The organism is Escherichia sp. KTE96, from assembly GCF_000408525.1.
Lineage (GTDB): Bacteria > Pseudomonadota > Gammaproteobacteria > Enterobacterales > Enterobacteriaceae > Escherichia > Escherichia marmotae.
In genome coordinates, this window is the sequence record NZ_KE137149.1 from 2,996,410 (window position 1) to 3,021,189 (window position 24,780).

A 24,780-nucleotide genomic window follows, 5' to 3' on the forward strand; every position below is an offset into this window, starting at 1 on the left:
GTCGGTTGATTTAAGATCAACGTGTAAAAAATATTCACGCATTTGTATTAAGTTTTGTTAATCACTACCGATAAACCAAAGACAGTTTGTCGGTCAGGAGTTTTTCCGCGTGAGTCATTACCATGAGCAGTTCCTGAAACAAAATCCGTTAGCAGTCCTGGGCATTTTACGCGATTTGCACAAAGCCGCTGTTCCCTTGCGTATCAGTTGGTCAGGCGGTCAGTTGATCAGCAAAATACTGGCAATAAGCCCTGATAAACTGGTGCTGGATCACGGCAGTCAACCAGAAGACAATAATGCAGCGCTTAAAGCGCAGCACATTACTATTACCGCCGAAACTCAGGGGGCGAAAGTCGAGTTTACTGTTGAACAATTACAGCAAAGTGAGTATTTGCAGCTTCCTGCGTTCATCACCACACTCCCTCCCGCCTTATGGTTTGTACAACGACGCCGATATTTTCGCATCTCCGCCCCACTTCATCCGCCTTATTATTGCCAGACCAAACTGGCAGATAACAGTACGTTACGTTTTCGCCTGTATGATTTATCGTTAGGTGGCATGGGCGCATTGCTGGAAACGGAAAAACCAGCCGGATTGCACGAAGGCATGCGCTTCGCACAGATTGAGGTCAACATGGGACAATGGGGAGTTTTTCACTTTGACGCCCAGTTACTGGCTATCAGCGAACGCAAATTGATTGATGGCAAAAATGAAACCATCTCCACTCCCCGTCTGAGCTTTCGTTTTCTTAACGTCGGCCCGACGGTGGAGCGGCAATTACAGCGAATTATTTTCTCACTCGAACGGGAAGCCCGGGAGAAAGCGGACAAAATACGCGACTGAGTTACATCGCATCCAGTGCCTGCTCGAGTTTGTAGATATAGCGCGGTGCCTGCGGTGCGGGGTGATTTTTCGCTACATGCTCGAGGAACTCGTCAGCGTCCAGATCGTTGATTTTACTGATCGCCTTTTTCCGATCTGATGAGAAAGTCCGTAACAGCGCGCCAGCTCCGTTGGCGTATGACACCACCAGTGCATATTGCAGTACCTTCGGATCTTCAATTCCTGCCAGCGGGCCGGTTTCCAGAATATTCAGGTAAGCCGCCCCCATTGAGATATTGCGCTCCGGGTTTTTCAGTTCGCTAGTTGTCGGTTCGCCACTCCACCCCATGCGGCGATAAACATCACGTCCGGACGTTGAGGCTTTCAACTGCATCAGACCAATCGCATTCGACTTACTGACCGCGTTTGGGTTACCGCCCGATTCAATAGCGATAATCGCCGTGATCAATTGTGGATCGACACCCCAGGCCGCACCGGCCTTCTGGCTTATTGGCATCCACTTCATTGCACGTTGTACCGGAACTTTCGCGTTCCACGGCGGGTTCGTGTAGTCATGCTTAGATGAACAACCCGCTAATAACACAATCAAAAAGGCAAACCATCTCAATTTCACTTCATCTATCCTTATAGCCTGGAATCGCCGTTGAGGTGACAACAGCACACCTAAGCGGCATGATATACAATTCGTTTCTGTTGTCAGCAAGGAATTGCCATGTCTCAGTTTCACTTAATCGCCCCGTCGGGTTACTGCATTAATCAGCACGCCGCGCAGCGCGGTATTCAACGCCTGACGGATGCAGGTCATCAGGTCAATAACGTAGAGGTCATTGCCCGACGCTGTGAGCGTTTTGCTGGTACGGAAACGGAGCGACTGGAGGATATCAATGCCCTTGCCAGGCTGACCTCACCCAACACTATCGTACTGGCAGTACGCGGCGGTTACGGTGCCAGTCGCTTACTGGCAGACATTGACTGGCAGGCACTGGTAACTCGCCAACAATATGATCCGTTGCTCATCTGCGGGCATAGCGATTTTACGGCCATTCAGTGCGCTCTTCTGGCGCAAGGCAATGTCATCACCTTTAGCGGACCGATGCTGGTGGCGAATTTTGGCGCGGATGAGTTGAACGCCTTTACCGAGCACCATTTCTGGCTGGCGTTACGTAATGAAACGTTCGCCATTGAATGGCAAGGGGAAGGCCCGGCGTGTCAGAGCGAAGGCACGTTGTGGGGAGGCAACCTCGCGATGTTGATTTCGCTGATTGGTACGCCCTGGATGCCGCAAATCGAGAACGGCATTCTGGTGCTGGAGGATATCAACGAGCATCCTTTCCGCGTCGAGCGCATGTTGTTACAGCTTTATCACGCAGGTATTTTACATCGTCAGAGCGCGATCATTCTCGGTAGTTTCAGTGGCAGCGCGCCAAATGATTATGACGCGGGTTACAACCTGGAGTCAGTTTACGCGTTCTTGCGCTCTCGTCTGTCGATCCCACTCATCACCGGCCTCGATTTTGGTCATGAACAACGCACGGTTACACTGCCGTTGGGCGCACATGCCATACTCAATAACGATAAAAGAGGCACACGGATGACAATAAGCGGTCATCCTGTTCTGAAAGCGTAAAAAAATCACGCTTCAGGGCCAAGTAAAACGCTGTTTCTGCCGTGAATATGGTAGGGTTTATAGTACGAGACAGCGTAATCAGGAGTAACCGACCGTTGGATGCCGCAACAATCATTAGCCTTTTCATCTTAGGCTCCATCCTTGTCACCAGTAGTATTTTACTTAGTTCATTTTCTTCCCGCCTTGGCATTCCGATTCTGGTTATTTTCCTGGCGATTGGCATGTTGGCGGGCGTCGATGGCGTCGGCGGCATTCCGTTTGATAATTATCCTTTTGCCTACATGGTAAGTAATCTGGCGCTGGCAATTATTTTGCTCGACGGCGGGATGCGAACCCAGGCCAGCTCATTTCGCGTTGCATTAGGTCCGGCGCTTTCACTGGCGACAGTCGGCGTGCTTATCACCTCAGGTTTAACCGGCATGATGGCGGCGTGGTTGTTTAATCTTGATTTGATTGAAGGCTTATTAATCGGTGCCATTGTCGGCTCCACCGACGCCGCAGCGGTCTTTTCTCTGCTTGGCGGCAAGGGACTTAACGAACGTGTTGGCTCAACACTGGAGATAGAATCCGGCAGCAATGATCCGATGGCCGTCTTTCTGACGATTACCTTGATTGCGATGATCCAGCATCATGAAAGCACTATTAGCTGGATGTTCGTTGTCGATATTCTGCAGCAATTTGGGCTGGGAATTGTGATCGGTCTTGGCGGTGGTTATTTACTGCTGCAAATGATTAACCGCATTGCTCTGCCTGCGGGCTTGTATCCATTGCTGGCATTAAGCGGCGGTATCCTGATTTTCTCTTTAACCACGGCGCTGGAAGGCAGCGGTATTCTGGCAGTTTATCTGTGCGGTTTTCTGCTGGGTAATCGCCCGATTCGCAACCGCTACGGCATTCTGCAAAATTTCGACGGCCTCGCCTGGCTGGCACAAATCGCCATGTTCCTCGTGCTCGGCCTGTTGGTTAATCCGAGCGACCTGCTGCCTATTGCCATTCCGGCGCTCATATTGTCCGCATGGATGATTTTCTTCGCCCGTCCCCTGTCGGTATTTGCCGGATTATTACCGTTCCGCGGCTTCAATCTGCGCGAACGGGTGTTTATCAGTTGGGTGGGATTACGCGGCGCGGTGCCGATCATTCTGGCAGTATTCCCGATGATGGCGGGGCTGGAAAATGCGCGCTTGTTCTTTAACGTCGCCTTCTTCGTGGTGCTGGTTTCACTGCTATTACAGGGAACATCACTCTCGTGGGCAGCGAAAAAAGCCAAAGTCGTGGTTCCGCCCGTCGGACGTCCTGTATCACGCGTTGGCCTGGATATTCACCCGGAAAACCCGTGGGAGCAGTTTGTTTATCAGTTAAGTGCCGATAAATGGTGCGTGGGTGCGGCACTGCGCGATCTGCATATGCCAAAAGAGACGCGTATTGCGGCACTGTTTCGTGATAACCAGTTGCTTCATCCCACCGGCAGCACCCGACTGCGCGAAGGCGATGTGCTGTGTGTAATTGGTCGGGAGCGCGATCTTCCGGCGCTTGGTAAACTGTTCAGCCAGTCGCCGCCAGTCGCGCTGGATCAACGCTTCTTTGGTGACTTCATTCTCGAAGCCAGCGCCAAATATGCTGATGTGGCGCTGATATATGGTCTGGAAGACGGCCGGGAATATCGCGATAAACAGCAAACACTGGGTGAAATTGTTCAGCAGTTGTTAGGCGCGGCACCGGTTGTCGGTGACCAGGTGGAGTTTGCCGGGATGATCTGGACGGTGGCTGAGAAAGAAGATAATGCCGTGTTGAAGATCGGCGTTCGGGTGGCAGAGGACGAAGCCGAATCTAAAATTTGATGTAGTTTGTATCGCCGGATGCGACGCTGTGCGTCTTATCCGGCTAACAGCAAGTTACACCGTCACAACTGGCACGCGTAACGCCAGCGCGCACATCAACTCATAGCCTACCGTTCCGGCAGCGGCGGCGACATCATCAATTTTGATCTCCTTGCCCCACAGCTCAACCGGCGTACCAATTCCCGCCTGCGGGCAAGGCGTCAAATCAACCGCCAGCATATCCATCGAGACTGTCCCTATCGTCATGGTGCGTACTCCGTCCACTAAAACAGGTGTACCGGTTGGCGCATGACGCGGATAACCATCGGCGTATCCGGCGGCGACAATGCCAATTCGCTGCTCATCGCGCGCGGTATAGTGACCGCCATAGCCCACACGATCTCCTGCTTTTAGTGTCTGGATACCAATAATCTCGCTGCTTAATGTCATTACCGGACGTAATCCAGTATTGGCAATATCCCGCCACTGACCGGACGGCGAAGCACCATACAAAATAATGCCTGGTCGAACCCAGTCAAAATGCGCTTCCGGATGCCACAGGGTTGCCGCCGAGTTAGACAACGAACGCCGACACTCCAGCCCTTCTGCTGCTCGCTCAATACGCGCCATCGCCGTAGAAATCCCATCAGGATGCTCCGCATCGGCAAAATGCGACATCAGCGTCATTTCGCCAACATTCGCCATCGCCCGCAATTGCTGCCAGACGGTAAGCATGCGCTCAGGCATGAAGCCCAGCCGATTCATCCCGCTGTTCACTTTAAGATAAATATCCAGCGGTGCCTTTAGTCGCGCGTTTTGCAACGCTTTGAGCTGCCAGTTGCTGTGTACACAGGTGGTCAGCCGGTACTGGTCATAAATTTCCAGATCCTGAGCATGGAAAAATCCCTCCAGCATCAGGATCGGCCCTTTCCAGCCGCGCTCGCGTAACGTTATCGCCTCTTCCAGATTAAGTAATGCAAAGCCATCGGTGGCCCCGAGCGCGCTCCAGATACGCTCGACACCGTGACCATACGCGTTGGCTTTTACCACCGACCAGACACGCGCATGCGGCGCGGCCTGGCGAACAATGGTCAGATTCTGTTTTAATGCCTGCAGATCGAGGCTGGCCTGTATCGGTCTGGTCATCTCGCGTCCTTAGCTGTGCGCGCCATGTAAATGACCCGGGCGCGATGGCGTAAATCCACGGCTGTAGCGCGCCACGCTTAAATCCTCATACGGGATAGCGGGCGTGCGACCAGAGAGCAGATCGCTTAACAACTGACCAGAACCGCAAGCCATCGTCCAGCCGAGCGTGCCGTGACCGGTATTCAGCCACAAATTTTTAAAGCGTGTACGCCCCACAACCGGCGTGCCATCTGGCGTCATCGGGCGTAGCCCCGTCCAGAACGTGGCCTGCTCAACATGACCGCCGCGCGGATAGAGATCGCGAACCACCATCTCCAGCGTTTCACGACGCGGCTGTAGCAGTTCAGTATTAAAGCCAACAATTTCCGCCATTCCGCCGACACGGATGCGATTATCGAAACGTGTAATGGCAATTTTGTAGGTTTCATCGAGAATAGTGGACACCGGCGCACCATCTTCTTGTGCAATAGGAATGGTCAGCGAGTAACCTTTCAGCGGGTAGACCGGAATATCAACAATGCCTTTGAGCATCGCTGTCGAGTAAGAACCAAATGCCATCACATACGCATCGGCCTTAATCACTTCATCACCACACTTCACGCCATAGATCTGCTCACCGTCGCAAAGCAGTTGATCGACAGGCGTATTAAAGCGGAATTTAACCCCCGCCTGTTCCGCCATTCGCGCTAAATTCTGGGTAAAGAGCTGGCAATCGCCGGTTTCGTCATTGGGCAGTTGCAGGCCACCGGTGAGTTTGTGTGCCACTTCGGCCAGCGCTGGCTCCACTTCCGCCAGACGGCTGGATCCCAGTAGTTTGTACGGCACACCAGCATCTTCCAGAACGGCAATATCGCGAGTCGCGTTTTCATATTGTTGTTCGGTACGGAACAGTTGCAGCGTCCCGCCCTGCCGCCCTTCATACTGGATGTTAGTCTCAGCACGTAATGTTTTCAGGCAATCACGGCTGTATTCCGCCAGGCGCACCATCCGCCCTTTGTTTTCCATGTAGTGGCTGGTGTCGCAGTTACGTAACATTTGCCACATCCATTTCAACTGAAATTGCGTACCGTCGAGACGAACCGCCAGCGGTGCATGGCGCTGAAACATCCATTTAATCGCCTTCAACGGCACACCTGGCGCCGCCCACGGTGCCGCATAACCAGGCGAGATTTGCCCGGCATTTGCTGCGCTGGTTTCCAGGGCTGCTCCCGGTTCCCGATCAATAACGGTGACCTCATGTCCTGCCTGATTTAAATACCAGGCGCTGGCAACGCCTACCACACCACTTCCCAGTATGACAACTCGCATAGCCACTCCGATAACGGTAGATACAGTAAAAGAACAATAATCTAATTACATCTTGATAACCTAGATGAAAATATTATTCAACATATGGCTTTTTTATGGTGAGCTGGCTCACATCTCCCTGACGCTGTGGGAATATGCCGTCTTTGGTATCTCCTGCTGAAGGTGCTTTTTATCCAGCAGAAAATTCCGTTCAGAGGCTGATTATTGGCACTACGATAATAAGAAATCGCAAAGAAAAAAATTCTCCGGCGACGCGGTTTTTAACGGGTGTTCTATGCTTGAAATGAGGTCCTCCACACAGAGAGTACCGACAACAATGAGGTGCGCGTATGGCGACGATCGATTCTATGAATAAGGACACCACACGTTTGAGCGATGGACCCGACTGGACGTTCGAGCTGCTGGATATTTATCTGGCAGAGATAGACCGGGTGGCGAAACTCTATCGGCTGGATACCTACCCGCACCAGATTGAAGTGATCACCTCAGAACAGATGATGGATGCCTACTCCAGCGTCGGTATGCCGATTAACTATCCGCACTGGTCATTTGGTAAGAAGTTTATCGAAACTGAGCGCCTGTATAAGCATGGCCAACAAGGGCTGGCCTATGAAATTGTCATAAACTCTAACCCGTGTATCGCTTACCTGATGGAAGAGAACACCATTACCATGCAGGCGCTGGTGATGGCGCATGCCTGTTACGGCCATAACTCTTTCTTCAAAAACAATTATTTATTCCGTAGCTGGACCGATGCCAGTTCGATTGTCGATTACCTGATTTTCGCCCGCAAATACATTACCGAGTGCGAAGAACGTTATGGCGTTGATGAGGTAGAAAAGCTGCTGGACTCGTGCCATGCGCTGATGAACTACGGAGTGGATCGTTACAAACGCCCGCAAAAAATCTCGCTGCAAGAGGAGAAAGCCCGGCAGAAAAGCCGCGAAGAGTATCTGCAAAGTCAGGTCAATATGCTCTGGCGTACCCTGCCGAAACGCGAAGAAGAGAAAACCGTTGCCGAAGCGCGCCGCTATCCTTCCGAACCACAAGAAAACCTGCTCTATTTTATGGAGAAAAATGCCCCACTGCTGGAATCATGGCAGCGTGAAATCCTGCGCATTGTGCGTAAGGTGAGCCAGTATTTTTATCCGCAAAAACAGACTCAGGTGATGAACGAAGGCTGGGCCACCTTCTGGCACTACACCATCCTTAACCATCTGTACGATGAAGGGAAAGTGACCGAACGCTTTATGCTGGAGTTCTTGCATAGTCACACCAATGTGGTCTTCCAGCCACCGTATAACAGCCCGTGGTACAGCGGCATTAATCCGTATGCTCTCGGATTCGCCATGTTCCAGGATATTAAGCGGATTTGTCAGTCACCAACGGAAGAAGACAAATACTGGTTCCCGGATATCGCCGGTTCTGACTGGCTGGAAACGCTGCATTTCGCGATGCGTGATTTCAAAGATGAGAGCTTTATCAGTCAATTCCTGTCACCGAAGGTAATGCGTGATTTCCGCTTCTTCACCGTGCTGGATGATGATCGGCATAATTATCTGGAAATTTCTGCCATTCATAATGAGGAAGGTTATCGGGAGATCCGTAACCGATTATCGTCGCAATATAACTTAAGCAATCTGGAGCCGAATATTCAGATCTGGAACGTGGATTTGCGCGGCGACCGTTCGCTGATTCTACGCTACATTCCGCATAACCGCGCTCCGCTGGATCGGGGACGTAAAGAGGTGCTGAAACATGTGCATCGTTTGTGGGGATTTGATGTGACGCTGGAGCAGCAAAACGAAGATGGCAGCGTCGAGTTGCTGGAACGTTGCCCGCCAAGAATGGGAAATCTGTAAAAAGTCCTCCTCATTTGAGGAGGACTCATTTTTGCCTGATGTGGCGTACAAAGTATCGAAAATTCAATATATTGCAAGAACAACGTAAGCCTGATAAGCATAGCGCATCAGGCAATTACGCGTTTGTCATCAGTCTGGATGGATTATCGCCCCTGAATGGCTAAATCACCTGGCAAGTTCTTCTGCATCCGGTGCCAAATCTCGCCACTCTCATGCCCATAGCGACGCACCGTTTCGTAAACCTGATCGTGCGCGCCTTCACTGCACAATGCCGACAGCTTGTGGTAGAAACCCAGCGCCAGACTGCGCGCTTCCGGATTAGCAAAATAGTGACGACCAATGCGCGTGTACAACCCTTTCATCCCGTTAATGATCAGGCCGTAAATCGGGTTGCCAGAGGCAAACGCCAGACCGCGGAAAATGTTGTAATCCAGATCAGCAAAAGCATCGGCGTGATCGGCCACTTCATTGGCGGTTGCCAGCACTTCCTGCGCTTTATCAGGGTGCTGACGAAACGCGGTGCGAATAAAAATAGTTGAAATATTGGTACGCACAGACAGCAAATTATCAATAAGTTGCGGCACACTTTCGTGGTCGAGTCGCGCCAGTGTTTCAAGGATATTTAAACCGGAGGTTTCCCAGAAATTATTCACCTTCGTTGGCTTGCCATGTTGAATAGTCAACCAGCCATCTCGTGCCAGTCGCTGCAACACTTCACGTAACGTCGTACGCGTTACGCCAATTAATTCTGAAAGTTCACGTTCTGCGGGCAAAATAGTCCCGGGTGGGAAGCGGTTATTCCAGATACTTTCAATAATGTACTCTTCCGCGAAACCTGCCGGGCTTTGCGCCTTAATGACCATAGTGAGATTTCCATAACACAGCAAAACAAAGTTGGACTCATCATACCAGAGGGCTAACTACGCTGATAGCAGACAAAAAGAAGAAAAAAGGGATCAGGGCTTCATTTTCCGCATCTCTTTCCGCTTGACTATCAAGACTTGCCTCACTCCTGCCTGGCCGTTAAGCTTTGCGTTCTAACATAAAAACATCATTTATTATTTGTAAGGTAAGGGAAACCATCATGGAGATCTCCTGGGGCCGCGCGTTATGGCGCAATTTTTTGGGCCAGTCACCTGACTGGTACAAACTTGCCCTCATTATTTTCTTAATTGTTAACCCGTTAATTTTCCTCATCAGCCCTTTTGTTGCTGGCTGGCTGTTGGTAGCGGAATTTATTTTCACCCTGGCGATGGCGCTCAAATGCTATCCGCTACTGCCTGGCGGCCTGTTGGCTATCGAAGCGGTATTCATAGGCATGACCAGCGCGGAGCACGTCCGTGAAGAGGTGGCGGCGAATCTTGAAGTCTTGCTGCTACTGATGTTTATGGTGGCGGGTATCTATTTTATGAAACAGCTATTGCTGTTCATCTTTACCCGCTTGCTGTTAAGCATTCGCTCCAAAATGCTGTTATCGCTCTCTTTTTGTGTGGCGGCTGCGTTTCTCTCCGCGTTCCTGGATGCCTTAACTGTAGTGGCCGTGGTGATCAGCGTTGCGGTGGGTTTTTATGGTATTTATCACCGAGTGGCTTCTTCCCGTGCCGAAGATACCGATCTGCAAGACGACAGCCATATCGACAAGCATTACAAGGTGGTGCTGGAGCAGTTCCGTGGTTTTCTGCGTAGCCTGATGATGCACGCGGGTGTCGGTACTGCATTAGGCGGTGTGATGACCATGGTCGGTGAACCGCAAAACCTGATTATTGCGAAAGCTGCTGGCTGGCATTTTGGCGATTTCTTCCTGCGCATGTCACCAGTAACCGTCCCGGTTCTGATTTGTGGTTTGTTAACCTGCCTGTTAGTGGAGAAAATGCGTTGGTTTGGCTACGGTGAAACGCTGCCGGAGAAAGTCCGCGAAGTGCTGCAGCAGTTTGACGATCAAAGCCGTAACCAGCGTACACGTCAGGATAAAATTCGCCTGATTGTCCAGGCGATTATCGGCGTCTGGCTGGTCACCGCGCTGGCGTTGCATCTGGCGGAAGTCGGCCTGATTGGTTTGTCTGTCATTATTCTGACTACATCACTGACCGGTGTCACTGATGAACATGCTATCGGCAAAGCCTTCACCGAATCTCTGCCATTCACTGCACTGTTGACGGTCTTTTTCTCGGTAGTTGCGGTGATTATCGACCAACAACTGTTCTCCCCAATTATCCAGTTTGTATTGCAGGCATCAGAACACGCCCAGCTATCGCTGTTCTATATCTTCAACGGTTTGCTGTCTTCCATTTCGGATAACGTCTTTGTGGGAACGATTTATATCAACGAAGCCAAAGCAGCAATGGAGAGCGGCGCTATCAGTATGAAGCAATATGAACTGCTGGCCGTCGCCATTAACACCGGGACCAACCTGCCATCCGTCGCCACGCCGAACGGACAAGCTGCGTTCTTGTTCCTGTTAACCTCCGCTCTCGCGCCATTGATACGTCTTTCTTATGGCCGCATGGTATGGATGGCTCTGCCCTACACCCTCGTACTGACCCTCGTCGGGCTACTCTGCGTAGAGTTTACTCTTGCCCCTGTAACTGAATGGTTTATGCAAATGGGGTGGATAGCAACGCTTTGATAACAACTTACCGGGCATATTCATGCCCGGTTTGCCTTTCCGCCCGATAATTGTTCAATTACATCCTATTTTTACTCCCTCCTGGTGGCGCAACGAATGAATTGGTTTAAACTGCGCATTCGATGCATATTGCAGGGAAATTATTATGTTGCGATTTTTGAACCAATGTTCACAGGGGCGGGGTGCTTGGTTGTTAATGGCGCTTACCGCTCTGGCACTGGAACTGACGGCGCTGTGGTTCCAGCATGTGATGTTATTGAAACCTTGCGTGCTCTGTATTTATGAACGCTGCGCGTTATTCGGTGTTCTGGGTGCCGCGTTGATTGGCGCTATCGCCCCGAAAACGCCGCTGCGTTATGTGGCGATGATTATCTGGTTGTATAGCGCGTTTCGTGGTGTGCAGTTAACTTACGAACACACCATGCTCCAGCTCTATCCTTCGCCGTTTATGACCTGTGATTTCATGGTTCGCTTCCCAGACTGGCTGCCGCTGGATAAATGGGTGCCACAAGTGTTTGTCGCCTCTGGTGATTGCGCTGAGCGTCAGTGGGAGTTTTTAGGTCTGGATATGCCGCAGTGGTTGCTCGGTATTTTTGTTGCTTACCTGATTGTCGCAGTGCTGGTGGTGATTTCCCAGCCATTTAAAGCGAAAAAACGTGACCTGTTTGGTCGCTAATCAATCAGGCGCTCCTGCGGGAGCGCCTGTCTCGATTCATCCTGTCAATAATTCAATGCCAGATGCAACGTTAACGCTTTATCCGCTCTACGGCATTTCTGGCGGTGTAATCCCGAAGTGGTTCCACGCCCGCACTGTCGCCATACGCCCGCGCGGTGTACGCTGCAAAAAGCCTTGCTGAATCAAATAAGGTTCCAGCACATCCTCAATGGTTTCACGCTCTTCGCCAATGGCTGCAGCCAGGTTATCCAGGCCAACCGGACCACCGAAGAATTTATCGATTACCGCCAGCAATAACTTGCGATCCATATAATCGAAACCTTCTGCATCGACATTAAGCATATCCAGCGCCTGGGCGGCGATATCTGCCGAGATGGTGCCATCATGCTTCACTTCGGCAAAATCACGCACACGACGCAGCAAACGATTAGCGATACGTGGCGTACCTCGCGCCCGGCGAGCGACTTCCAGTGCGCCATCGTCACTCATCTCAAGCCCCATAAACCGTGCGCTACGACTGACGATATATTGCAGATCAGGCACCTGGTAAAACTCCAGGCGCTGCACTATACCGAAACGGTCACGCAATGGCGATGTCAATGAGCCAGCACGCGTGGTCGCGCCAATCAGGGTGAACGGTGGTAGATCGATTTTTATCGAACGCGCTGCCGGGCCTTCACCAATCATAATATCCAACTGGTAATCTTCCATCGCCGGATACAGCACCTCTTCCACGACTGGCGAGAGACGATGGATCTCATCAATAAACAGCACATCGTGCGGTTCAAGGTTGGTCAGCATTGCCGCCAGGTCACCCGCCTTTTCCAGTACCGGACCAGACGTTGTGCGTAAATTGACGCCCATTTCATTGGCAACGATGTTGGCTAACGTGGTTTTTCCCAGGCCAGGAGGACCAAAAATCAATAGATGATCGAGGGCATCGCCGCGCAGTTTCGCCGCTTTGATGAAAATCTCCATCTGCGAACGGACCTGCGGCTGACCAACATACTCTTCCAGTAATTTGGGGCGAATAGCGCGATCTACCACATCTTCCGGCAAGGTCGTACCGGCAGAAATCAGACGGTCTGCTTCAATCATCCTTTACCTCATAACGCGGCGCGCAGGGCTTCGCGAATTAATGTTTCACTGCTGGCATCAGGACGAGCGATTTTGCTCACCATGCGGCTGGCTTCTTGTGGTTTATAGCCCAGCGCCACCAGCGCAGCAACCGCTTCCTGCTCGGCATCGTCGGTTGCCGGGCTTGCCGGTGAGGTCAACACCAGATCGGCAGCCGGTGTAAACAGATCGCCGTGCAGGCCTTTAAAGCGATCTTTCATTTCAACAATCAGCCGTTCGGCAGTTTTTTTACCTATGCCAGGTAATTTCACCAGTGCTGCAGGATCCTCACGCTCAACGGCATTAACAAACTGCTGCGCTGACATACCAGAGAGGATCGCCAGTGCCAGTTTCGGCCCCACACCGTTGGTTTTAATCAGTTCTTTAAACAGCGTGCGTTCTTGCTTATTGTTAAAACCGTACAGTAACTGCGCGTCTTCACGTACTACAAAGTGGGTGAAGACTATCGTTTCCTGGCCCGCTTCAGGGAGTTCATAAAAACAGGTCATCGGCATATGCACTTCATAGCCTACGCCGCCCACTTCAAGTAACACCAGCGGGGGTTGTTTTTCCAGAATGATGCCTCTCAGCCTGCCTATCACATGACGCTCCTGCGTAATGAATCAAAGATAATGCTGTATGATAAAAAAATGCTGGATAGATATCCAGCGAAGGATGCAGAAAAATTGCGAGGCGTCTCGATGAACGGAGAATTGTCACTGCATAATTCATTCTCCAGGTCATATTGAAAGCAAATATTTTATATATTAAATATTCAGGTAAAAGACCCCCCAAAAAAAAATAAACTTGACTATACCTGCGATAAAAAAGATTTTATGTTATTAAACATATTCAAATTTATTTCAATGGAATGATAAAGTGAATATTAATTATCCTGCTGAATATGAAACTGGTGATATTGTATTTACATGTATAGGTGCCGCATTATTCGGCCAAATTTCTGCCGCATCAAATTGCTGGAGTAATCACGTCGGGATCATTATCGGTCATGACGGCGATGATTTTCTGGTCGCAGAAAGCCGTGTTCCCCTCTCCACCATCACCACACTGTCCCATTTTATTAAACGTTCTTCTCACCAACGCTATGCCGTAAAGCGATTAGGTGCAGGGCTGACAGAACAGCAAAAACAAAGGCTGATAGAACAGGTTCCCTCTCGACTGCGCAAGCTCTATCACACCGGGTTTAAATATGAGTCATCTCGCCAGTTCTGCTCAAAGTTTGTCTTTGATATTTATAAAGAAGCATTATGTATTCCGGTAGGCGAGATAGAAACTTTTGAAGAGTTATTACACAGCAATCCACATGCAAAACTTACTTTCTGGAAATTCTGGTTTTTAGGCTCAATTCCGTGGGCGCGAAAAACCGTAACGCCAGCGAGTTTGTGGCATCATCCGGGTCTGGTGTTGATTCATGCCGAAGGTGTAGGTACGCCTCAGCCTGAACTGACCGAGGCAGTATAATTTAACGCAGTCGCCCGCGAGCCAGATTCAGCCGCGATTCGCTCATCTGCATCGCATTCTGACTGATATGGCAGTGGGTGATGGCAATTGCCAGCGCATCAGCGGCGTCTGCCTGCGGGTTAGCGGGAAGTTTCAGCAAGGTGCGAACCATATGCTGCACCTGGCTTTTCTCGGCACTGCCAATACCCACCACGGTTTGCTTTACCTGGCGAGCGGCATACTCAAATACCGGCAATTCCTGATTCACCGCTGCCACAATCGCCACACCACGCGCCTGCCCCAGTTTCAGGGCAGAATCGGCGTTCTTCGCCATAAAGACTTGTTCGATTGCGAAATAATCTGGCTGGAACTGGGTGATGATTTCCGTCACGCCCGCATAAATGAGCTTCAGACGAGACGGTAAATCATCCACTTTGGTGCGTATGCATCCGCTACCCAGGTAGGACAGTTGTCTGCCCACCTGGCGGATAACGCCGTAACCGGTAACGCGTGAACCCGGGTCAATGCCGAGAATAATCGCCATCACGCGTCTCCGTTTTGTTGTTTAGCCGGCCTCATCAGAGGGTCGCTGCAACCTCATCAGAGATCTCACCGTTATGGTAAACTTCCTGCACGTCGTCGCAGTCTTCCAGCATATCGATCAGACGCATCAGTTTCGGTGCGGTTTCTGCATCCATATCAGCTTTGGTTGACGGGATCATAGATACTTCCGCGCTATCTGCTTTCAGACCTGCCGCTTCCAGAGCGTCGCGTACTTTACCCATCTCTTCCCATGCGGTGTAAACGTCAATCGCGCCGTCATCATAGGTCACAACGTCTTCAGCACCTGCTTCCAGCGCCGCTTCCATAATGGTGTCTTCGTCACCTTTCTCGAAGGAGATCACACCTTTTTTGCTGAACAGATAAGCCACGGAACCGTCAGTACCGAGGTTGCCACCACATTTGCTGAATGCGTGACGCACTTCAGCAACGGTACGGTTGCGGTTGTCAGAGAGACATTCAATCATGATTGCAGTGCCGCCAGGACCGTAACCTTCGTAGATGATGGTTTCCATGTTCGCATCATCATCACCGCCCACACCACGTGCAATTGCGCGGTTCAGGGTGTCACGGGTCATGTTGTTAGACAGTGCTTTATCAATGGCAGCACGCAGACGCGGGTTAGCATCCGGATCGCCACCACCCAGTTTAGCTGCGGTCACCAGCTCACGAATGATTTTAGTGAAGATTTTACCGCGCTTAGCATCCTGCGCAGCTTTACGATGTCTGGTGTTGGCCCATTTACTATGACCTGCCATAAAAATATCTCCAAAATAACTATACACTTGATCCTTCAGGCTGCCTGCGTTAGCGGCTCTCGTTTACCACCTTGATACAGCTCGAAGGATTTTGTGTATACGCCTTCTCAGGCTAAGTTAATTACAAATTGTTCAATCGCCTGTCGGTTGCTCCACGACTTAGTAAGCGCCGCCGCAGCGGGCGCATCAAGCCATTGGTATGCCAGATGTTCAGTAAAAACAATCTGGCGCTCGTGTGGTAGCGCAAGACAGAACCATGATTCCGTATTACGCGTCACGCCCGGCGCATAGCGATGACGCAAATGTGAAAAAATTTCAAACTCTACCGTGCGCTGACAGTCAATTAAGGTCAGTTGTTCAGCAACAACATCAATGGTGACCTCTTCCTTTACTTCGCGCATAGCAGCTTGCGGCGCGGTTTCACCCTCCTCCACACTGCCGGTTACCGACTGCCAGAAGTCAGGATCGTCACGCCGCTGTAACATCAGCACCCGTTTCGTATCTTGTGCGTAAATGACCACTAAGATCGAAACGGGACGCTTATACACTTTATCCTTCACGCTGCCTCTTCGTTGGCTGCTTTCGCTCATCCCATTCACATAGTTATCTATGCTCATGGGAGTTCACTCAGTTGCCGCCTCGATGCACCGCAAATGATTTCGTGTATTTTATTCATATCAGTTATTCTCAGCCTTCTTGACAACCTGAATGCTCAGCTCAGCCAGTGCAGTTGGGTTGGCAAAGCTCGGGGCTTCAGTCATCAGACACGCTGCCGCCGTTGTTTTCGGGAAGGCGATAACGTCACGGATGTTGTCGGTGCCGGTCAGCAGCATGGTCAGACGGTCAAGACCGAATGCCAAACCTGCGTGCGGCGGCGTACCATATTTCAGGGCATCGAGCAGGAAGCCGAATTTCTCGCGCTGTTCTTCTTCGGTGATACCCAGAATGCCAAACACCGTCTGCTGCATATCACCATTATGGATACGCACAGAGCCACCGCCCACTTCGTAACCATTGATGACCATATCGTAAGCGTTCGCCACCGCATTTTCCGGTGCCGCTTTCAGCTCGGCGGCAGTCATGTCTTTCGGTGAGGTGAACGGATGGTGCATTGCCGTCAGGCCGCCTTCGCCATCGTCTTCAAACATCGGGAAGTCGATAACCCACAGCGGTGCCCATTTGCTTTCGTCGGTCAGGCCAAGATCTTTACCGACTTTCAGACGCAGTGCGCCCATCGCGTCGGCAACAATTTTCTTGTTGTCGGCACCGAAGAAAATCATATCGCCATCTTGTGCGGCGGTACGATCCAGGATGGCTTCGATGATTTCAGCGTTGAGGAATTTCGCTACCGGGCTGTTGATACCTTCCAGACCTTTCGCGCGTTCGTTGACTTTGATGTAAGCCAGACCTTTCGCGCCGTAGATTTTGACGAAGTTACCGTATTCGTCGATCTGCTTACGGGTCAGCGATGCCCCGCCCGGAACTCGCAGAGCAGCAACACGACCTTTCGGATCGTTCGCTGGCCCCGCGAATACCGCAAACTCAACGGATTTCAGCAGGTCGGCAACGTCGGTCAGTTCCATCGGGTTACGCAGATCCGGTTTATCAGAACCATAACGGCGTTCAGCTTCCGCAAAGGTCATTACCGGGAAATCGCCCAGATCTACGCCCTTCACTTCCAGCCACAGATGACGCACCAGGGCTTCCATGACTTCACGCACTTGCGGCGCGGTCATGAAAGAAGTTTCCACATCGATCTGGGTAAATTCAGGCTGACGATCAGCACGCAGGTCTTCGTCACGGAAACACTTAACGATCTGATAGTAGCGGTCGAAACCGGACATCATCAGCAACTGTTTGAACAACTGCGGAGACTGCGGCAGCGCGTAGAATTTACCTTTGTGCACACGAGACGGCACCAGGTAGTCACGTGCGCCTTCCGGCGTCGCTTTGGTCAGCATCGGAGTTTCGATGTCGAGGAAGCCGTGGTCATCCATAAAACGGCGCACCAGGCTAGTAATTTTAGCGCGCGTTTTCAGGCGTTGAGCCATTTCCGGACGACGCAGGTCGAGGTAGCGGTATTTCAGACGCGCTTCTTCGGTGTTGACGTGGTTAGAGTCAAGCGGCAGAACGTCTGCGCGGTTGATGATGGTCAGCGAAGACGCCAGCACTTCGATTTCGCCGGTCGCCATATCGCGGTTGATATTTTTTTCGTCACGCGCACGCACGGTGCCCGTTACCTGAATGCAGAACTCATTACGCAGTTCGGAGGCCAGCTTTAACGCGTCCGCACGATCCGGATCGAAAAATACCTGCACGATACCTTCGCGGTCGCGCATATCGATGAAGATCAGGCTACCAAGATCACGACGACGGTTGACCCAACCACACAGAGTCACCTGCTGCCCCACGTGGGACAAACGGAGCTGTCCACAATATTCTGTACGCATGAGATATCCCTTAACTTAGCTGCCGGCGGATGTCCCCTGCTGCGCAGGTGACCTAAGTCGCAGCGTTAGCTGTATGTCACAACTGAATGAAAAAAGGCGGCTATTATACTGGAAATTCTGCCGCACCGTAAGAGTCTGGCCCGCTCTGGAACGACTCGTTACCACTTTATATCAGGCCTGGAATCAGACTCTACCCTTGTTTGCTATAAAGGTGTTGCCTGAACACATAAAAATTAACAAAATTTGTCATCCTGCCATCGGCTAATCGCATTAAGGTGAGAGGTACGATTTTGTTTTATCAGGAGAGATCATGCTTGAGCTTAATGCTAAAACCACTGCGCTGGTGGTGATTGATTTACAGGAAGGCATCTTGCCTTTTGCCGGTGGCCCACATACTGCCGAGGATGTTGTTAATCGCGCCGGAAAACTGGCGGCGAAATTTCGCGCAAACGGACAGTCCGTATTTCTGGTGCGCGTCGGCTGGTCTGCCGATTATGCCGAAGCATTGAAACAGCCGGTTGATGCGCCTTCGCCTGCCAAAACGTTGCCGGAGAACTGGTGGCGGCATCCTGCGGCGTTAGGTGCAACTGACAGCGATATTGAAATCATTAAACGTCAATGGGGTGCGTTTTACGGTACGGATCTAGAGTTGCAATTACGCCGTCGTGGCATTGACACCATTGTCTTGTGTGGGATTTCAACCAATATCGGCGTTGAGTCCACCGCCCGTAACGCGTGGGAGTTAGGGTTTAATCTGGTGATCGCTGAAGACGCCTGTAGCGCCGCCAGTACCGAACAGCACAACAACAGCATCAACCATATCTACCCGCGCATTGCTCGTGTGCGTCGCGTGGAAGAGATCCTCAACGCGTTATGATTTATATCGGTCTGCCGCAATGGTCGCATCCAAAATGGGTGCGGTTGGGGATCTCCAGCCTGGAAGAGTACGCCCGCCATTTTAACTGCGTGGAGGGCAACACGACCCTTTATGCTCTGCCAAAGCCGGAAGTGGTTCTGCGCTGGCGCGAGCAAACCAGCGATGATTTTCGTTTTTGTTTTAAATTTCCGGCGACCATTTCGCACCAGGCCGCATTGCGACATTGCGATGATTTAGTAGCAGAATTTTTAACCCGCATGTCACCGTTAGCGCCGCGCATTGGGCAATACTGGCTGCAACTGCCCGCCACATTTGGCCCCCGGGATCTGTCTGCACTGTGGCACTTTCTCGATTCCCTTCCTCGCGAATTTACCTATGGTGTGGAAGTTCGTCATCCGCTGTTTTTTGCCAAAGAGGTAGAGGAACAAACGCTTAATCGCGGTTTGCATCAGCGCGGCGTTAATCGGGTGATTTTAGACAGCCGTCCGGTTCATGCAGCGCGTCCGCATAATGAAGCCATTCGCGACGCGCAACGGAAAAAGCCCAAAGTTCCGGTTCATGCCGTATTAACAGCGACAAACCCACTGATCCGTTTTATCGGCAGCGATGATATGACGCAAAATCGGGAATTATTTCAGGTCTGGTTACAAAAATTAGCACAGTGGCACCAGACCACCACGCCTTATCTTTTTTTACATACGCCAGATATTGCCCAGGCACCGGAACTGGTACATACCCTTTGGGAAGACTTACGTAAGACACTTCCAGAGATCGGAGCAGTTCCGGCTATTCCACAGCAATCTTCTCTTTTCTGAAATTGCCACCTATCATAGACAGGAGCCATCGGCCATTTTAAAGGGAGTTTGTATGGTAAGCGCGCTGTATGCCGTTTTAAGTGCGTTGTTATTAATGAAGTTCTCTTTTGATGTTGTTCGCCTGCGAATGCAATATCGCGTTGCCTATGGTGACGGCGGTTTTAGCGAACTGCAAAGCGCCATTCGCATTCACGGTAACGCGGTGGAATATATTCCCATCGCGATTGTATTGATGCTGTTTATGGAAATGAATGGCGCAGAAACCTGGATGGTACATATTTGCGGCATTGTTCTGCTTGCCGGGCGTCTGATGCATTATTACGGTTTTCATCACCGTCTGTTTCGCTGGCGGCGTTCCGGCATGAGCGCCACCTGGTGTGCGCTGTTGCTGATGGTGCTGGCGAATCTTTGGTATATGCCCTGGGAGTTGGTTTTCTCCCTGCGTTAGCGCACAATACGCCACTTTCTTTTTCCCGGATTTTTACGTTATGTCTCACCGCGACACGTTATTTTCTGCCCCTATCGCCAGACTGGGCGACTGGACCTTTGATGAACGGGTAGCCGAAGTCTTCCCGGATATGATCCAGCGTTCCGTTCCCGGCTATTCCAATATTATTTCAATGATTGGCATGTTGGCCGAACGCTTCGTACAACCTGGTACGCAGGTTTACGATCTGGGCTGTTCTTTGGGCGCGGCGACGCTCTCGGTGCGTCGCAATATTCATCATGATAATTGTAAAATTATCGCCATCGACAACTCCCCGGCGATGATTGAACGCTGCCGTCGCCATATCGACGCCTATAAAGCGCCAACACCTGTAGAAGTAATCGAGGGTGATATTCGCGATATTGCCATTGAAAACGCGTCGATGGTGGTACTGAATTTTACCCTGCAATTCCTTGAGCCTTCTGAACGTCAGGCATTACTGGATAAAATTTATCAAGGACTGAATCCTGGCGGTGCGCTGGTGCTTTCGGAAAAATTCAGTTTCGAAGATGCCAAAGTCGGTGAACTGCTGTTCAACATGCACCACGATTTTAAACGCGCCAACGGTTACAGCGAGCTGGAGATCAGCCAAAAACGCAGCATGTTAGAAAACGTGATGCTGACCGATTCTGTGGAAACCCATAAAGCACGCCTGCATAAAGCCGGATTTGAACATAGCGAGTTATGGTTCCAGTGCTTTAACTTTGGCTCACTGGTGGCATTGAAAGCAGAGGACGCTGCATGATCGACTTTGGTAACTTTTATTCTCTGATTGCCAAAAATCATCTTTCGCACTGGCTGGAAACCCTCCCTGCACAGATTGCCAACTGGCAACGTGAACAGCAGCACGGTCTGTTTAAACAGTGGTCCAATGCGGTGGAATTTCTGCCCGAAATTAAACCGTATCGTCTTGATTTACTGCATAGCGTAACGGCGGAAAGCAAAGAGCCGCTGAGTGCCGGGCAGATTAAACGCATTGAAACACTGATGCGCAACCTGATGCCGTGGCGTAAAGGGCCGTTCTCGCTGTATGGCGTTAACATCGACACCGAATGGCGTTCTGACTGGAAATGGGATCGTGTTCTGCCGCATCTCTCTGATTTGACCGGGCGCACGATCCTCGATGTTGGCTGCGGCAGCGGTTATCACATGTGGCGCATGATTGGCGCAGGCGCGCATCTGGCGGTGGGGATTGACCCTACGCAACTTTTTCTCTGCCAGTTCGAAGCGGTGCGTAAGTTGTTAGGTAACGATCAGCGCGCGCATCTGCTGCCGTTAGGTATTGAACAACTTCCGGCGCTGAAAGCCTTTGATACCGTCTTTTCGATGGGCGTGCTGTACCATCGCCGCTCACCGCTGGAACATCTGTGGCAGTTAAAAGATCAACTGGTGAATGAAGGCGAACTGGTGCTGGAAACGCTGATTGTTGATGGCGATGAGCACACAGTACTGGTGCCAGGCGATCGTTACGCGCAAATGCGTAATGTCTATTTCATTCCATCAGCACTGGCGCTGAAAAACTGGCTGAAGAAGTGTGGGTTTGTTGATATCCGCATTGCGGACGTGAGCGTTACCTCTACAGAAGAGCAGCGCCGTACTGAATGGATGGTTACCGAGTCTTTGTCTGATTTCCTCGACCCGCATGATCCGAGTAAAACGGTAGAAGGCTATCCTGCGCCTAAACGCGCGGTGCTGATTGCGCGTAAGCCGTAACCCGTTTCCGAGCGCTGAGATTGATGACAAACGCCAAAACCGCCTGATGCGCTACGCTTATCAGGCCTACCCGTCTCCTGCAATATGTTAAATTTGCACAAATTTGCAGGCTGGATAAGGCGTTCACGCCGCATCCGGCATGAATAAAGCACACTTTATCTGCAATTTAGCGCCCGTTTCCGGGCGCTATTTACTTCTTATGCCTGAATGGCTGGCTGATCAAACGCCGTCAACTTCGGCGCATTGCCCGTGTATTTTTCGATATACACCAGCGAGGTGTTACCGGCGCAGGCATTCGCCAACTGAGAGCTTGGAATATCCGCCGTTAACACGTTTGCGCAGCCGTTTTTACACAAGCTATTTTCCAGATCCGGCCATGCGCCTTCATGCACGCACACCACGCCTTTTTTGATCCCATCAGTCACCACAGCGCCAGTCAAAATCTGACCGCGTTTGTTCCAGACACGCACCAGATCGCCATTCGCAATACCAAAGCGAGCAGCATCTTCGGTGTGAATGGTGATCGGCTCACGATCGGCAACCGCATATTTTTTACGCAACTCCGCATAGTTAAGCTGGCTGTGTAAACGGTGTGCCGGATGCGCGGTCAGAAGCTGCAACTGCTTCTCGTCGGCGGTGCCTCTCCACTCATCAGGTGCAAGCCAGGTTGGGTGTGCCGGGCAATCCTTATAAGCAAATTTTTCCAGCGTTTTGGAATAGATCTCAATTTTTCCGCTTGGCGTACCCAGAGCATTCTTCACCGGATCGGCGCGGAAATCGCCATAGCGAACATATTGCTCGTTCTTCTCGCTGCGGCGCATTTCAAGCAGTTTATTTTGCTGCCAGAAGGCATTAAACATCGGCATAGTGACGCGCTGCGCACGGGCACCTTTCTGAGCGGCATCATAAAAGAATTTCAGCCACGCCATTTCATCTTTACCTTCGGTATAGATCTCTTTTCCGCCAGGTTTCAGTAATTCAGCAAGGTCAGCAAATACGTCAAAATCGTTACGTGCTTCAAATTGTGGGTCAACAACCTGCTTCATCGGCACAATATGTTGGTTGCTGTAATCGCCGGTCATCGTCAGGTCATTGCGCTCAAACGATGTGGTGATCGGTAATACGATATCCGCGTGTTTGGCTGCCGCCGTCCAGTAGCATTCAGAAACGACGATCAGCTCTGGTTTCTGCCAGGCTTTTATCAGACGGTTAGTGTCCTGGTGATGGGTGAAATTACCGCCGCCAGCCCACCAGATCATTTTGATATTTGGGTAAGTTTGTTCTTTACCGTTGTGTTGATATTTGCCACCAGGATTTTCCAGCGCATCGACAATACGGGCGACAGGAATCGCCGTCATTCCACCATCATCAGCGGCCTCGCTGGCCTGTCCGGCAATCGCCGCAGACATTTCCGGCAGCACACCGCCAACGCGTGTTGGGTTGCCGCCGTTGGAGTAATGATAAGAGAAACCAAAGCCGCCGCCCGGCGTACCAATCTGTCCTAACATCGCCGCCAGGGTCACCAGCATCCAGTGTTTCTGCTCACCGTATTGCTGCCGCTGAATTCCCCAGCCGGCCATCAGCATCGTGCGATTCGCCGCCATCAGTTCGGCAAGTTTGACTATTTGCGCTTCTGGCACACCGGTAATTTCCGCCGCCCAGGGGGCGCTCTTCGGCGTATTATCTTTCTTGCCGGTCAGATACTCTTCAAATTGCGGATAGCCGGTTGTGTATTTTTCAAGGAACGCTTTATCGTGTTTGCCTTGTGTCATCAGGGTGTGCGCAACCCCTAACATCAGCGCCACGTCGGTGCCCATATTCGGCGCGATCCAGGTAGCGTTATCGCCAAAGAACTCGATCGTTTCAGAACGGATAGGGTCGATGGCAATCACCGGTTTGCCAGATTTCTTCAGTTGATGGAAGTATTCCAGCCCTTGCTCATCGGTACTACTCCAGGCAATTTTTAAGGTATTCAGCGGGTTCATGCCCCACAACACCACCACCTGACTGTTTTCCAGAATCAGTGGCCAGGAAGTCTGCTGTTCATAGACCTCCACAGAACCGACAACGTGCGGCATGATCACCTGCGCAGCCCCGGTTGAGTAATCGCCGCTATGTCCTGAATAACCGCCCGCCAGATTCATATAACGTTGCAGTAAAGTTTGCGCTTTATGCAACACGCCAGAAGAACGCCAGCCGTAAGATCCGGCAAAAATGGCCGAAGGACCGTTGGCCTTGCGGATGCGATCGTGTTGCTCATGAATCAGTTTTAATGCCTGTTCCCAGCTCACCTGAACGTAACTGTCTTCGCCACGACCTTTTGCCGGTTGCAGTGGATTGTCGAGATAACTTTTTCTCACCATCGGATGCTGAATACGCGCCGTAGTGTGTACCTGATCCGCCGCCGTAGACTGTAAGGAGTTCAGGATGGTCTTCGCCAGCGCGCCTGTAGAAGAAACAATCTTACCGTCCTTCACTTCTACGTTCATCGCCCCCCAGCGGCCTGCGGTAAGAATTTTACCGCCCTTCTCATCTGCCCATGCAGGTAACGGTACAGCCGATGTCACCACCAGCGCCCCTGCCGCAATACCGCTATGTTTAATAAACTCACGTCTTGTTAATGTCATAACTTCCTC

23 protein-coding genes are annotated in these 24,780 nt (G+C 51.2%); 12 read left to right on the top strand and 11 right to left on the bottom strand.

Going from position 1 to position 24,780, the window contains the following annotated elements; translation table 11 throughout:
* The first annotated feature begins 109 nt into the window (after window positions 1–109).
* Window positions 110–844 carry a flagellar brake protein YcgR gene (locus tag A1WG_RS00675; RefSeq protein WP_000020127.1) on the top strand — a complete coding sequence of 245 codons (735 nt, stop codon included), beginning with the start codon at window positions 110–112 and terminating at the stop codon, window positions 842–844.
* 1 nt (window position 845) lies between these two features.
* Here A1WG_RS00675 and emtA read toward each other — a convergent pair whose 3' ends face one another.
* A complete protein-coding gene (emtA, locus tag A1WG_RS00670) occupies window positions 846–1,457 on the bottom strand; it encodes a membrane-bound lytic murein transglycosylase EmtA (RefSeq protein ID WP_001516541.1) in 612 nt (203 codons plus the stop codon).
* A 99-nt stretch (window positions 1,458–1,556) separates the two neighbouring features.
* On the opposite strand from emtA, the gene ldcA reads away from it, so the two are divergent.
* Both ldcA and A1WG_RS00660 read left to right on the top strand, forming a co-directional pair.
* Complete coding sequence (gene ldcA, locus A1WG_RS00665; protein WP_001516542.1) at window positions 1,557–2,471, top strand: muramoyltetrapeptide carboxypeptidase; 915 nt, start codon at window positions 1,557–1,559, stop codon at window positions 2,469–2,471.
* Window positions 2,472–2,566: 95 nt separating this feature from the next.
* Window positions 2,567–4,309, top strand: coding sequence for a potassium/proton antiporter (locus tag A1WG_RS00660; protein ID WP_000338390.1), 1,743 nt, complete (start codon window positions 2,567–2,569; stop codon window positions 4,307–4,309).
* Window positions 4,310–4,363: 54 nt separating this feature from the next.
* Here A1WG_RS00660 and dadX read toward each other — a convergent pair whose 3' ends face one another.
* Both dadX and dadA read right to left on the bottom strand, forming a co-directional pair.
* Window positions 4,364–5,434 carry a catabolic alanine racemase DadX gene (gene dadX / locus A1WG_RS00655; RefSeq protein ID WP_000197889.1) on the bottom strand — a complete coding sequence of 357 codons (1,071 nt, stop codon included), beginning with the start codon at window positions 5,432–5,434 and terminating at the stop codon, window positions 4,364–4,366.
* Between the two features lie 9 nt (window positions 5,435–5,443).
* Window positions 5,444–6,742, bottom strand: a complete 1,299-nt coding sequence (gene dadA / locus A1WG_RS00650; protein ID WP_001266919.1) for a D-amino acid dehydrogenase — start codon at window positions 6,740–6,742, stop codon at window positions 5,444–5,446.
* A 329-nt stretch (window positions 6,743–7,071) separates the two neighbouring features.
* On the opposite strand from dadA, the gene A1WG_RS00645 reads away from it, so the two are divergent.
* Complete coding sequence (locus tag A1WG_RS00645; protein WP_000190867.1) at window positions 7,072–8,604, top strand: SpoVR family protein; 1,533 nt, start codon at window positions 7,072–7,074, stop codon at window positions 8,602–8,604.
* Window positions 8,605–8,747: 143 nt separating this feature from the next.
* Here A1WG_RS00645 and fadR read toward each other — a convergent pair whose 3' ends face one another.
* Window positions 8,748–9,467 carry a fatty acid metabolism transcriptional regulator FadR gene (gene fadR, locus A1WG_RS00640; RefSeq protein WP_001516543.1) on the bottom strand — a complete coding sequence of 240 codons (720 nt, stop codon included), beginning with the start codon at window positions 9,465–9,467 and terminating at the stop codon, window positions 8,748–8,750.
* A gap of 221 nt (window positions 9,468–9,688) precedes the next feature.
* Here fadR and nhaB point away from each other — a divergent pair, with 221 nt between their 5' ends.
* Window positions 9,689–11,230, top strand: a complete 1,542-nt coding sequence (nhaB, locus tag A1WG_RS00635) for a Na(+)/H(+) antiporter NhaB (protein ID WP_001516544.1) — start codon at window positions 9,689–9,691, stop codon at window positions 11,228–11,230.
* 145 nt (window positions 11,231–11,375) lie between these two features.
* Window positions 11,376–11,906 carry a disulfide bond formation protein DsbB gene (gene dsbB / locus A1WG_RS00630; RefSeq protein ID WP_000943467.1) on the top strand — a complete coding sequence of 177 codons (531 nt, stop codon included), beginning with the start codon at window positions 11,376–11,378 and terminating at the stop codon, window positions 11,904–11,906.
* A gap of 87 nt (window positions 11,907–11,993) precedes the next feature.
* Here the strand turns inward: dsbB and ruvB are convergent, their stop codons facing one another.
* Window positions 11,994–13,004: a Holliday junction branch migration DNA helicase RuvB gene (gene ruvB, locus A1WG_RS00625; protein ID WP_000568526.1), complete on the bottom strand. Its 1,011-nt coding sequence runs from the start codon at window positions 13,002–13,004 to the stop codon at window positions 11,994–11,996.
* Window positions 13,005–13,012: 8 nt separating this feature from the next.
* Entirely contained in the window at window positions 13,013–13,624 is a 612-nt protein-coding gene (ruvA, locus tag A1WG_RS00620; RefSeq protein ID WP_000580346.1) for a Holliday junction branch migration protein RuvA, read from the bottom strand.
* A 277-nt stretch (window positions 13,625–13,901) separates the two neighbouring features.
* On the opposite strand from ruvA, the gene A1WG_RS00615 reads away from it, so the two are divergent.
* Entirely contained in the window at window positions 13,902–14,504 is a 603-nt protein-coding gene (locus A1WG_RS00615; protein WP_016242660.1) for a YebB family permuted papain-like enzyme, read from the top strand.
* 1 nt (window position 14,505) lies between these two features.
* On the opposite strand, the gene ruvC is transcribed toward A1WG_RS00615, so the two are convergent.
* From ruvC to aspS, 4 genes are all read right to left on the bottom strand, one after another.
* Window positions 14,506–15,027, bottom strand: coding sequence for a crossover junction endodeoxyribonuclease RuvC (ruvC, locus tag A1WG_RS00610; protein WP_001516546.1), 522 nt, complete (start codon window positions 15,025–15,027; stop codon window positions 14,506–14,508).
* 34 nt (window positions 15,028–15,061) lie between these two features.
* Window positions 15,062–15,802 carry a YebC/PmpR family DNA-binding transcriptional regulator gene (locus A1WG_RS00605; protein WP_000907234.1) on the bottom strand — a complete coding sequence of 247 codons (741 nt, stop codon included), beginning with the start codon at window positions 15,800–15,802 and terminating at the stop codon, window positions 15,062–15,064.
* A 107-nt stretch (window positions 15,803–15,909) separates the two neighbouring features.
* Window positions 15,910–16,362, bottom strand: a complete 453-nt coding sequence (gene nudB / locus A1WG_RS00600; protein ID WP_010375688.1) for a dihydroneopterin triphosphate diphosphatase — start codon at window positions 16,360–16,362, stop codon at window positions 15,910–15,912.
* A gap of 117 nt (window positions 16,363–16,479) precedes the next feature.
* Window positions 16,480–18,252, bottom strand: coding sequence for an aspartate--tRNA ligase (aspS, locus tag A1WG_RS00595; RefSeq protein WP_001258665.1), 1,773 nt, complete (start codon window positions 18,250–18,252; stop codon window positions 16,480–16,482).
* Window positions 18,253–18,562: 310 nt separating this feature from the next.
* Here aspS and A1WG_RS00590 point away from each other — a divergent pair, with 310 nt between their 5' ends.
* The 5 genes from A1WG_RS00590 to cmoB are packed head-to-tail and all read left to right on the top strand — an operon-like array spanning window position 18,563 to window position 22,144.
* A complete protein-coding gene (locus A1WG_RS00590) occupies window positions 18,563–19,129 on the top strand; it encodes a hydrolase (protein WP_000891641.1) in 567 nt (188 codons plus the stop codon).
* Complete coding sequence (locus A1WG_RS00585) at window positions 19,126–19,944, top strand: DUF72 domain-containing protein (protein WP_000639250.1); 819 nt, start codon at window positions 19,126–19,128, stop codon at window positions 19,942–19,944. Before A1WG_RS00590 ends, A1WG_RS00585 begins: the two co-directional genes overlap by 4 nt.
* A gap of 52 nt (window positions 19,945–19,996) precedes the next feature.
* Window positions 19,997–20,392, top strand: a complete 396-nt coding sequence (locus A1WG_RS00580; RefSeq protein ID WP_000252980.1) for an MAPEG family protein — start codon at window positions 19,997–19,999, stop codon at window positions 20,390–20,392.
* 40 nt (window positions 20,393–20,432) lie between these two features.
* Window positions 20,433–21,176: a carboxy-S-adenosyl-L-methionine synthase CmoA gene (gene cmoA / locus A1WG_RS00575; protein WP_000019599.1), complete on the top strand. Its 744-nt coding sequence runs from the start codon at window positions 20,433–20,435 to the stop codon at window positions 21,174–21,176.
* On the top strand, window positions 21,173–22,144 hold the full coding sequence (gene cmoB / locus A1WG_RS00570) for a tRNA 5-methoxyuridine(34)/uridine 5-oxyacetic acid(34) synthase CmoB (RefSeq protein ID WP_001516547.1): 972 nt from the start codon (window positions 21,173–21,175) through the stop codon (window positions 22,142–22,144). The genes cmoA and cmoB overlap by 4 nt, the downstream gene beginning before the upstream one ends.
* 197 nt (window positions 22,145–22,341) lie before the next feature.
* Here the strand turns inward: cmoB and torZ are convergent, their stop codons facing one another.
* Entirely contained in the window at window positions 22,342–24,771 is a 2,430-nt protein-coding gene (gene torZ / locus A1WG_RS00565; protein WP_001516548.1) for a trimethylamine N-oxide reductase TorZ, read from the bottom strand.
* Between the last annotated feature and the right edge of the window lie 9 nt (window positions 24,772–24,780).

What these genes read in the sequence shown, in the direction of transcription:
- ldcA (WP_001516542.1), top strand. Translation starts at nt 1,557, where the DNA reads ATGTCTCAGTTTCACTTAATCGCCCCGTCGGGTTACTGCATTAATCAG.
- dadX (WP_000197889.1), bottom strand. Translation starts at nt 5,434, where the DNA reads ATGACCAGACCGATACAGGCCAGCCTCGATCTGCAGGCATTAAAACAG.
- dadA (WP_001266919.1), bottom strand. Translation starts at nt 6,742, where the DNA reads ATGCGAGTTGTCATACTGGGAAGTGGTGTGGTAGGCGTTGCCAGCGCC.
- A1WG_RS00645 (WP_000190867.1), top strand. Translation starts at nt 7,072, where the DNA reads ATGGCGACGATCGATTCTATGAATAAGGACACCACACGTTTGAGCGAT.
- fadR (WP_001516543.1), bottom strand. Translation starts at nt 9,467, where the DNA reads ATGGTCATTAAGGCGCAAAGCCCGGCAGGTTTCGCGGAAGAGTACATT.
- nhaB (WP_001516544.1), top strand. Translation starts at nt 9,689, where the DNA reads ATGGAGATCTCCTGGGGCCGCGCGTTATGGCGCAATTTTTTGGGCCAG.
- dsbB (WP_000943467.1), top strand. Translation starts at nt 11,376, where the DNA reads ATGTTGCGATTTTTGAACCAATGTTCACAGGGGCGGGGTGCTTGGTTG.
- ruvB (WP_000568526.1), bottom strand. Translation starts at nt 13,004, where the DNA reads ATGATTGAAGCAGACCGTCTGATTTCTGCCGGTACGACCTTGCCGGAA.
- ruvC (WP_001516546.1), bottom strand. Translation starts at nt 15,027, where the DNA reads ATGGCGATTATTCTCGGCATTGACCCGGGTTCACGCGTTACCGGTTAC.
- A1WG_RS00605 (WP_000907234.1), bottom strand. Translation starts at nt 15,802, where the DNA reads ATGGCAGGTCATAGTAAATGGGCCAACACCAGACATCGTAAAGCTGCG.
- aspS (WP_001258665.1), bottom strand. Translation starts at nt 18,252, where the DNA reads ATGCGTACAGAATATTGTGGACAGCTCCGTTTGTCCCACGTGGGGCAG.
- A1WG_RS00590 (WP_000891641.1), top strand. Translation starts at nt 18,563, where the DNA reads ATGCTTGAGCTTAATGCTAAAACCACTGCGCTGGTGGTGATTGATTTA.
- A1WG_RS00585 (WP_000639250.1), top strand. Translation starts at nt 19,126, where the DNA reads ATGATTTATATCGGTCTGCCGCAATGGTCGCATCCAAAATGGGTGCGG.
- A1WG_RS00580 (WP_000252980.1), top strand. Translation starts at nt 19,997, where the DNA reads ATGGTAAGCGCGCTGTATGCCGTTTTAAGTGCGTTGTTATTAATGAAG.
- cmoA (WP_000019599.1), top strand. Translation starts at nt 20,433, where the DNA reads ATGTCTCACCGCGACACGTTATTTTCTGCCCCTATCGCCAGACTGGGC.
- cmoB (WP_001516547.1), top strand. Translation starts at nt 21,173, where the DNA reads ATGATCGACTTTGGTAACTTTTATTCTCTGATTGCCAAAAATCATCTT.
- torZ (WP_001516548.1), bottom strand. Translation starts at nt 24,771, where the DNA reads ATGACATTAACAAGACGTGAGTTTATTAAACATAGCGGTATTGCGGCA.